Source organism: Cupriavidus sp. GA3-3 (genome assembly GCF_000389805.1).
GTDB classification, from domain to species: Bacteria; Pseudomonadota; Gammaproteobacteria; order Burkholderiales; family Burkholderiaceae; genus Cupriavidus; species Cupriavidus necator_D.
Window position 1 is genome coordinate 188,681 of the sequence record NZ_KB944503.1, and the last position, 8,315, is coordinate 196,995.

Genomic DNA, 8,315 nt, shown 5'->3' on the forward strand with positions numbered 1-8,315 from the left:
CATGCTCGGTTTCACCGGAACACAGTCAGGACGCCGCCATGCCTCACCTCGTCATCGAACTCACCGAAAACACCCGCCTGAACTGCTCGCAGGAAGAGTTGCTGGATGAAGCCAATGCCGCCCTGCTGGCCTCCGGACAGTTCCAGGAGGCGGACATCAAGTCGCGCTGCGTCACGCTGTCGACTTACCGCCAGGGCGTGGACGCGGTCGAGCGGGCCTTTGTCCACGCGCGCCTGTCGATCCTGGACGGCCGCGACACCGCCGTGCGCCAGGCGCTGGCGCAGGCCGTCTGCGACGTGATCGCCGAAGCCGTGCGCGCCGGCTCCGGCACCGGCCAGGACGTGCAGGTGTCAGTAGAGGTCTGCGAGATGGCGCGGGCAACCTATGCCAAGCAGGTGGTGGCCTGAGTTTGCGGACCGGATGGTGGCCGCCAAATAAAAAACCCGCAGCCATTGCGGCCGCGGGCGGAAGCTTCAGGAAGACTCCGGAAGCTCTGTCATGGGGAGCGCCCCCGCACCCATGACCTGACCGATTCTAGGGGGGCGCCCGTCCTGTCCATTTGACGCAGGTTAAACTTGCTCCAGTCGGATCCGGTTGCGGCCAGCCTGGCATGAATCACCGGGCGGCCGGCATCAACCCGGGTCGGTCACCTCCTGCGGGGCAACGGCAGTGCGCACAGGCGCCAGCCCGTCCCTACCCTCCGTGCCGTGCGCGTCGTCGGCAAGCACTGACCGCACAATCTCGGCAAACGCCGCGTCCGCTTCCGGCATCGGCAGCAGCATCCAGACATGGAACATTCCCTCGCCCTCGTGATACCGAAGCGGCAGGCCCTGCTCGTCGGCCATCTGGCGGAACTTCCTGCAGTCGGGCAGCAGGATGTCATGGGTGCCGATAAACAACGTGGTGGGCGGCAACCCGCGCAACACGCCGCGCATGGGACTGACCTGCGGCAGGGTGACCGGATCCGCGCCGGCATAGACGCGCCCGCATTCAATGCCCCCGGGGCGTGACAGCATCGGGTCGAACGGCTCCAGGGCATCGATGCCGGGATTGTCGCCGGTGGCATCCAGGAACGGCGACAGCAACACCAGCCGCCGCGGCAGCGGCTGGCCGCTGTCGCGCAGCACCTGTGCCAGCGCCAGTGCCATGCCGCCGCCTGCGGAATCGCCCATGACGGTCAGGTCTGCGCCCGGATGGCGCTGCTGCAGCACCTGCCACAGCGGCACCATGGCCGCGAACACGTCGCGGTGGGTATGTTCAGGCGCCAGCGGATAGACCGGCACCGTCACCGCGCAGCCAAGCGCGTCCACCAGCTTGCCGATGAAATCCCAGTGCTGGCTGACGATGTCGAAGACATAGCCGCCGCCGTGCAGGTAAAGGATATGGCGGGATTTACCGTGCGCAGGCCCGCCCCTGGGCCGCACGGTGTAGACCTCCATTCCGGCGATCCGCTCCTCGCTGACCGCATGCCGCGCACGCAGGCGCCGGGACGGATAGGCGCGTCCGACGATACGGCGCCGCCGGATTTCATCATGGAGCGCCTGGGCGCTGGCAAACCGCCGCTTGCGGCGGACCAGGCGCAAGGCAAGCCGCCACAGCTGGCTTTGCAGACTTGGCATCGTGTCTCCTCCCGCGCCGGTCTGTATCGCCGGCGGCTGGAAATGCAGGAACGCGCGGCACGTATTGCGCTCGCGCATAAAAAAAGGAGCCGGCAAGCGGCTCCTTTTTTGTCAGAACAACGTGGCGCAGATCAGGCTGCGGCGTCCTTCAGCTTCTTCAGCGGACGGACCTTGACCTTGACGCTGGCCGGCTTGGCCGGGAACCAACGCTCTTCACCGGTGAACGGGTCCTTGCCGAAACGCTTCTTCTTGGCCGGCACTTGCTGCGCCGTGACCTTCAGCAGGCCGGGCAGCGTGAACTCGCCAGCGCCCTTCTTGTTCAGCGCGCCGATGATGGTGGTTTCCAGGTGGGCCAGCACCGTCTTCACGGCCTTGGCTTCCAGTTGGGTCTGGGCTACCAGGTGAGCGACCAGGCTCGACTTGTTGAAGGTGTCCTTCAGCGGGCGCGCAACGGGCGCAGCGGCGGGAGCAGCCTTCTTGGCCGGCGTGGCCTTCTTGGCGGCAGCCTTCACGGGTGCCTTGGTTGCCGCGGCCTTCTTGGCAGCGGGCTTGGTTGCAGTCTTCGCGGTCGGTTTCGCTTTGGTCGCCATATCGATATTCGTAAGTTGAACAGATGGGTGTCGGCAGGTGTTTCGCATTGCTTCTCAGCGTTGCGCAATCGTCTGCTCGACGCCCACTGAATCATAGCGGAAAGTACCGTAAGTCAAGGGGTTTTCGTGCATTCGAAACGTAAAACCCCGTGAAAACCCCGGGTTTTGTCGCGGCTTTGCCTCAGTGGAAACGCGAATACGGCCTACGTACCCCCGTTTTGGCGTTCGCGGCAGGCTCTTCGGTGCCTGTGCGCGCAGCGATGCGCGTGCTGCGGCGCTACCGTTTGCTGCCTGGTCACGAGGGTTCCGTTCAGCCTGCATTCAGGCAATCTGAGGCAAACTCCGGGCCATGAAGTTCAACTTCCCGGCCCTCCTGCGCCCCGGCGTGCTGGTCGCTGCGGCGCTGCTGGCGCTGGCGGCGATGCCGGCCGCGCACGCCGACAAGGACGCCGACCGCGCCCGCGCGGCCGTGCAGTCCGGCGAAATCCTGCCGCTGTCGCGCATCCTGGAAACGGTATCGCGCCAGTACGAGGGCGACGTCATCGGCGTTGAGCTGGACCGCGACGACGGCATCTGGCAATACGAGGTCAAGCTGCTGTTGCCAGGCGGTTCGGTGGCCAAGCTCGAGTACGATGCACGCACGGCCGCCCTGCTCAAGGCGAAGGGGCGTGGGCTGGAAAACGCCCGCCGCAAACCCTGACCGACAGGAAACCCCGATGCGCATCTTGCTGGTCGAAGACGAAGCCGCCCTCGCCGCCCAGGTCCATGCCAGCCTGGCTGACGCCGGCTATGCCGTCGACGTGGCCGCGGACGGCCTGGATGCCTGCCACCTGGGCGAGCAGGAGCCCTACGACGCCGTCATCCTGGACCTGGGCCTGCCGCGGCTGGACGGCCTTTCGGTGCTGCGCCGCTGGCGCGCCGCGCAGGTCAGCGTGCCGGTGCTGATCCTGACCGCGCGCGACAGCTGGACCGAGAAGGTCGAAGGCATCGATGCCGGCGCCGACGACTACCTGGCCAAGCCATTCCGCATGGAAGAGCTGCTCGCGCGCATCCGCGCGCTGATCCGGCGCGCGCACGGCATGCCGGCGCCGGAGCTGCAATGCGGCCCGGTGCGGATGAATCCGCGCGCAGGCAAGGTCACCGTCGACGGCACGCCGGTGGCACTGACCTCGCATGAATTCCGCGTGCTGGACTACCTGATGCACCATCCCGGCGCCATCGTCAGCAAGACCGCGCTGACCGAGCATATCTATGCCCAGGACTTCGACCGCGACAGCAACACCATCGAGGTCTTCGTCGGGCGGCTGCGCCGCAAGCTTGGCGTGGATGTCATCGAGACCGTGCGCGGCCAGGGCTACCGCATGCGGCCGCCGTCGCCACCGCAGCCCTAGATGCCGGCCCGCCTGCGCCGATCCCTTGCGCTGCGCCTGCTGGCAGTGGCGGCGGTCTGGCTGGCAGCGGCGCTGGGCGCCAGCGGCTGGCTGCTGGCGACGCTGTTCGAGCGCCACGTCAACAACACCTATGTGCGCCAGCTCGACCACCAGTTGGCGGGCCTGGCCGCGGCGCTGGACTGGAGCGCCGACGGCAAGCTGGTCCTCACCCGTACCCCCGCCGATCCCCGCTACGAGCTGCCCTACTCCGGCACCTACTGGCAGGCGCGCGCGCCGGGCGCGCTGCTGCGCTCGCGCTCGCTGTGGGATACGGAAATGCCGGTGACGGTGGAGCGCCGCCTTGCCGGCGCCCAGGCCGACGTGCGCCCGGGCCCCGGCAACCAGTCGTTGCTGGTGGTGTCGCGGCAACTGGTGCTGCCGTCCGCGGATACCCCGGTAGAGATCTCGGTGGCACTGGACCGGACCGAGCTGCGTGCCGCGCGCCGCAGCTTCAACCGGACGCTGGCGTGGTCGCTGACGGCGCTGGGACTGGGGCTGATGCTGGCGGTTGCGGCGCAGGTGAAGTTTGGGCTGGCGCCGCTGGCGCGGCTGCGGCGCGCGCTGGGCACGATGCAGGCGCGGCGCGAGGCACGCCTGGGCGGCAACTGGCCCACCGAAGTCGAACCCCTGGTGGCCGAGATCAATGCCCTGCTGGCACGCAACGCCCAGGCGCTGGAACGCTCGCGCCGGCAGGCGGCGGACCTGGCGCACGCGGTCAAGACGCCGCTGGCAGTGCTCGCCAACGAGGCCGCGGCGCTGCCGGGGGCGCCGGCGCAAGCGGTGGCGGCGCAGGTCGAAGCGATGCGCCGGCAGGTCGACCGCCATCTGGCGCGCGCCCGCGCCGCGGGCGCCGCGGCGGCGCGCGGCCAGCGTATCGATGCCGGCGCGCCGGTGCGGGAGCTGACCCGAGCACTGGCGCGGCTGCACGCTGAGCGCGCGCTGGCGCTGACGGTTGAAGGCGCCGGGCACTTTGCCGGCGACCGGCAAGACCTGGTCGAAATACTGGGCAACCTGCTCGACAATGCCTGCCAGTGGGCGCGCACGCGCGTGCGCGTCACGCTGCAGGAAGCGGATGGCGAGCTCGAAATACTGGTCGAGGACGACGGCCCGGGCATGCCGCCGGAGGCGCAGGCACTCGCCACCGCCCGCTTTGGCCGGCTCGACGAGGCCGCTGCCGGCAGCGGGCTGGGCCTGGCGATCGTGACGGAAATCGCCGCGATGTACGACGGCAGCCTGGCGCTGGCATCGAGCCCGCTGGGCGGGCTGGCGGCGCGGCTGCGGCTGCCGGCGGGGCTGCCCTGATCAGTGCGCGCGGGCGGCCATGGCCTCGCGCGTGCCGCGTGCCAGCCCCAGCGCAAAAGCGGTTTCCGCCACCAGGAACAGCGGACCGATCAGCAGGCCGACCAGGTCGTCGACGAAGGCCGGCTTGCGCCCCTCGTAATAGTGGCCGATGAACTGGATCACCCATCCCACCACGAACAGGCCAAGGCCGATGGCAAGCCACCAGGCGGTGGGCATCGCCGCGATGTGGGCGCCGGCATAGAGGAAGAACGCCAGGATGACCGCCATCGCCACCCCGAACACCAGCGACAGGCGCAGGTAGAACAGGCACGACAGGATGTACAGCAGCATCGCCGGCGTCAGGTAGGCAGAGCCGTCGCCCAGCGGCAGCGCCGGGCGCGCCAGCAGCGTCGTCACTGCCAGCACGATCATCGGAATGCCAATGAAGTGCGTAAAGACGTTGCGCGGGTCGCGATGGTAGGCGGCGTAGTTGGCCAGGTGTTCGATCAGGGTTTTCACGGGGTATCTCCTTGTATGCGCAGGCGTGCGCGTGCCGCGCCGCAAGGGCGGCCGGACGCTGCCGCCTGCTGCTGCGCGGCGGGCGGGATGTGGATTTATAGTAGTGGGCGCGCACAGTCTGGTCTGTCAGGTTTTTGACAGTCCGGACCGTCGCAGCGTGCCCTTGTGTGTCCCTGCTGACACCCGGCACAACCCCATATGAAAGGAGACCGGCATGGGACTGGCGAGCCCGCCGCAACGCCCTCAACCGCAACTCGCCGGCAAACTGCCCGGCACGGTGCCGCCGCGCGACGATGCGCTTGCTGCCGTACGTGCCGGCGCCTGGTTCAGCCAGTTGCCGCCCGCACTGCGCCAGGCACTGCTCGATGACGGCAGCCTGCGCCGGCTGGTGGCCGGCGAGACGCTCTTTGCCCGCGGCGACCGTTTCGACGGCCTGTATTGTGTCGCCAGCGGCACCATGCAGATTCACGCCAGCGGCGAATCGGGCAAGGCGGCGTTGCTCGGGCTGCTGGAACCCGGCACCTGGTTCGGCGAGATCTGCCTGTTCGACGGCCTGCCGCGCACCCACGACGCGCGCGCGGTCAGCGCCACGACACTGTGGCATGTGACGCGCTCCAGCCTGGAGCAGCGCCTGGCGCAGCAGCCGGCATGGTGGCAGGCCTTCGGGCAATTGCTGGCAGCCAAGACGCGCCAGGCCTTCAACTATGTCGAGGAAGCGCAGTTGCTGCCGCCGGCGGCCCGCATTGCCCGGCGCCTGGCCGCGATCGCACATGGCTACGGCAACCTGCCGCAGGTCCAGGCCACGCAGCGCGTGCGCATCCCGCAGGAGCAGCTGGCGCAGATGCTGGGCCTGTCGCGCCAGACCGTGAACCACGCGCTGCGCGAACTGGAAGCGCGCGGGCTGCTGCGGCTGGAGTATGGCGGCATCGAACTGCTTGACCTGCCGGCGCTGGAAGCGCTCAACTGAACGCATCGCACCGGAGCCCCGCACACCATGATGACCCTGGACGCACCCCAACAGGATGCCTGGCTCGCGCGCCTCGGCATCGCCGCCCCGCCCTCGCCCACGCTGGAAGCGCTGGATATCGTACTGGCCGCGCACCTGGCCAGCATTCCGTTCGAAAACGTCGATCCGCTGCTGCGACGGCCAGTACGGATCGAGCTGGATGCGGTCTTCGACAAGCTCGTCGCGCGCCGTCGTGGCGGCTACTGCTTTGAACTCAATACCCTGCTTGCGGCCGGGCTGAGCGCGCTCGGCTACGTTGTGACGCCGCTGGCCGCGCGCGTGCGCTGGGGCGTTCCCGACGACGTGCCGACCGCGACCTCGCACATGCTGCTGCGGGTGGAGGTGGCGCATCGCAGCTACCTCGCCGATGTCGGCTTCGGCGGCCCCACGCCATACAGGGCGATGCCGCTGTCCGAGCCGGCCGATGACAGCTTCCCCTACCGTCTGGCGCCTTCGCCGCCGCAGACCTCCGCCACCGCGTTCCACAGCTACGACCTGGAGGCGCGCGGCGATGCCGGCTGGATCAAGGTTTACCGCTTCGACCTGACACCGCTGCCGTGGATCGATTTCGTGCCGCGCAACTGGTATGTATCGACGCACCCTGACAGCGTATTCCTGCAGCGGCTGATGGCCGCGCGCACCGACGGCGGCACCCGCGTGACGCTGGCCGACGGCGAGCTGGCCGAGCGCGCAGCGGACGGCACCGTGCGCCGAACCCGGCTGGCCTCGCCCGAGGCCGTGTTGCAGGCCTTGTCGGATCGCTTTGGCGTGCTGCTGGACGATGAGCTGCGGCGTGGCCTGGCCGACGCCCTGCCAGCGCTGCTGGCGCCCGCAACGGCATCCTCCGGCACCTGAGGCGCCATTATTCTGCTATGCAGCATGCCTGCCATGCACGGCGCGCATTGCCCGCAGAAAGAATCCTGATATGGCCGGCGCACGGCACCCGGGCCTGTGGACTGGGGCCAGCGGCGCCACCATAATGTCCCGGCGATGCTGCCTGCGGGCGCGTCGCCAGGACAAAGCCGGCCCCTGACGCCGGCGCAGCCATACAGGAGACTCCATGTCATTGTTTGATCTGACGGGCAAGGTTGCCATCGTCACCGGCTCCTCGCGCGGGATTGGCCGCGCCATCGCCGAGCAGATGGCCGTCCAGGGCGCCAAGGTGGTCATTTCTTCGCGCAAGATCGAGGCCTGCCAGGAAGTGGTGGATGCCATCAACGCCCGCCACGGCGCCGGCACCGCGATCGCGGTCCCTGCCAATATTTCTTCAAAGGACGACCTGCAGCGCCTGGTCGACGAGACCAACCGCGCCTTCGGCAAGATCGACGTGCTGGTCTGCAATGCCGCGTCCAACCCGTACTACGGGCCCATGAGCGGCGTGTCGGACGACCAGTTCCGCAAGGTGCTGGACAACAACGTCATCTCCAACCACTGGCTGATCCAGATGGTGGCCCCGCAGATGATCGACCGCAAGGACGGCTCGATCATCATCGTGTCGTCGATCGGCGGCCTGCGCGGCTCGCCCACCATCGGCGTGTACAACATCTCCAAGGCCGCCGACTTCCAGCTGGCGCGCAACCTCGCCGTAGAGTTCGGGCCGCACAACGTGCGCGTGAACTGCATCGCGCCGGGGCTAATCAAGACCGACTTTGCGCGCGCGCTGTGGGAAGATCCCGAGCGCTACAAGCAGTCCACCCAGGGCGCGCCGCTGCGCCGCATCGGCGAACCCATCGAGATTGCCGGGGCGGCGGTCTACCTGGCGTCGGCGGCCAGCACCTTCATGACCGGCCAGGCGCTGGTCGTGGACGGCGGCGTGACCATCTGAGCGTCTGACCCCAGCGTTGCGGGCGCCGGCCTTGAGGCCGGCGCC

At 68.6% G+C, this 8,315-nt stretch carries 10 protein-coding genes; 7 read left to right on the forward strand and 3 right to left on the reverse strand.

All coding sequences use genetic code 11. The annotated features are described in order from the left end of the window. The first annotated feature begins 38 nt into the window (after window positions 1-38). Entirely contained in the window at window positions 39-407 is a 369-nt protein-coding gene (locus tag C265_RS27535; protein ID WP_010809405.1) for a 5-carboxymethyl-2-hydroxymuconate Delta-isomerase, read from the forward strand. Between the two features lie 225 nt (window positions 408-632). On the opposite strand, the gene C265_RS27540 is transcribed toward C265_RS27535, so the two are convergent. Then, window positions 633-1,619 carry an alpha/beta hydrolase fold domain-containing protein gene (locus tag C265_RS27540; protein WP_037025542.1) on the reverse strand — a complete coding sequence of 329 codons (987 nt, stop codon included), beginning with the start codon at window positions 1,617-1,619 and terminating at the stop codon, window positions 633-635. A gap of 131 nt (window positions 1,620-1,750) precedes the next feature. Beyond that, the gene (locus tag C265_RS27545) at window positions 1,751-2,209 is read right to left on the reverse strand and encodes an HU family DNA-binding protein (RefSeq protein WP_010809407.1); all 459 of its coding nucleotides are present in this window, start codon (window positions 2,207-2,209) and stop codon (window positions 1,751-1,753) included. Between the two features lie 349 nt (window positions 2,210-2,558). Between C265_RS27545 and C265_RS27550 the strand changes: the two genes are divergently transcribed. The 3 genes from C265_RS27550 to C265_RS27560 are packed head-to-tail and all read left to right on the forward strand — an operon-like array spanning window position 2,559 to window position 4,941. After that, window positions 2,559-2,909 (forward strand): PepSY domain-containing protein, encoded by a 351-nt coding sequence (locus tag C265_RS27550; protein WP_010809408.1) that lies wholly within the window; start codon window positions 2,559-2,561, stop codon window positions 2,907-2,909. A 16-nt stretch (window positions 2,910-2,925) separates the two neighbouring features. Then, a complete protein-coding gene (locus C265_RS27555) occupies window positions 2,926-3,600 on the forward strand; it encodes a response regulator transcription factor (RefSeq protein ID WP_010809409.1) in 675 nt (224 codons plus the stop codon). Further along, window positions 3,601-4,941, forward strand: a complete 1,341-nt coding sequence (locus C265_RS27560; RefSeq protein ID WP_010809410.1) for a sensor histidine kinase — start codon at window positions 3,601-3,603, stop codon at window positions 4,939-4,941. On the opposite strand, the gene C265_RS27565 is transcribed toward C265_RS27560, so the two are convergent. Continuing rightward, on the reverse strand, window positions 4,942-5,439 hold the full coding sequence (locus C265_RS27565; protein ID WP_010809411.1) for a DUF962 domain-containing protein: 498 nt from the start codon (window positions 5,437-5,439) through the stop codon (window positions 4,942-4,944). 214 nt (window positions 5,440-5,653) lie between these two features. On the opposite strand from C265_RS27565, the gene C265_RS27570 reads away from it, so the two are divergent. The 3 genes from C265_RS27570 (at window position 5,654) to C265_RS27580 (ending at window position 8,270) form a co-directional block, all read left to right on the forward strand. Further along, window positions 5,654-6,406 (forward strand): Crp/Fnr family transcriptional regulator, encoded by a 753-nt coding sequence (locus C265_RS27570; protein ID WP_010809412.1) that lies wholly within the window; start codon window positions 5,654-5,656, stop codon window positions 6,404-6,406. 27 nt (window positions 6,407-6,433) lie between these two features. Next, window positions 6,434-7,300 (forward strand): arylamine N-acetyltransferase, encoded by an 867-nt coding sequence (locus C265_RS27575; protein ID WP_010809413.1) that lies wholly within the window; start codon window positions 6,434-6,436, stop codon window positions 7,298-7,300. Window positions 7,301-7,505: 205 nt separating this feature from the next. Beyond that, on the forward strand, window positions 7,506-8,270 hold the full coding sequence (locus C265_RS27580) for an SDR family oxidoreductase (RefSeq protein WP_010809414.1): 765 nt from the start codon (window positions 7,506-7,508) through the stop codon (window positions 8,268-8,270). Window positions 8,271-8,315 lie beyond the last annotated feature (45 nt).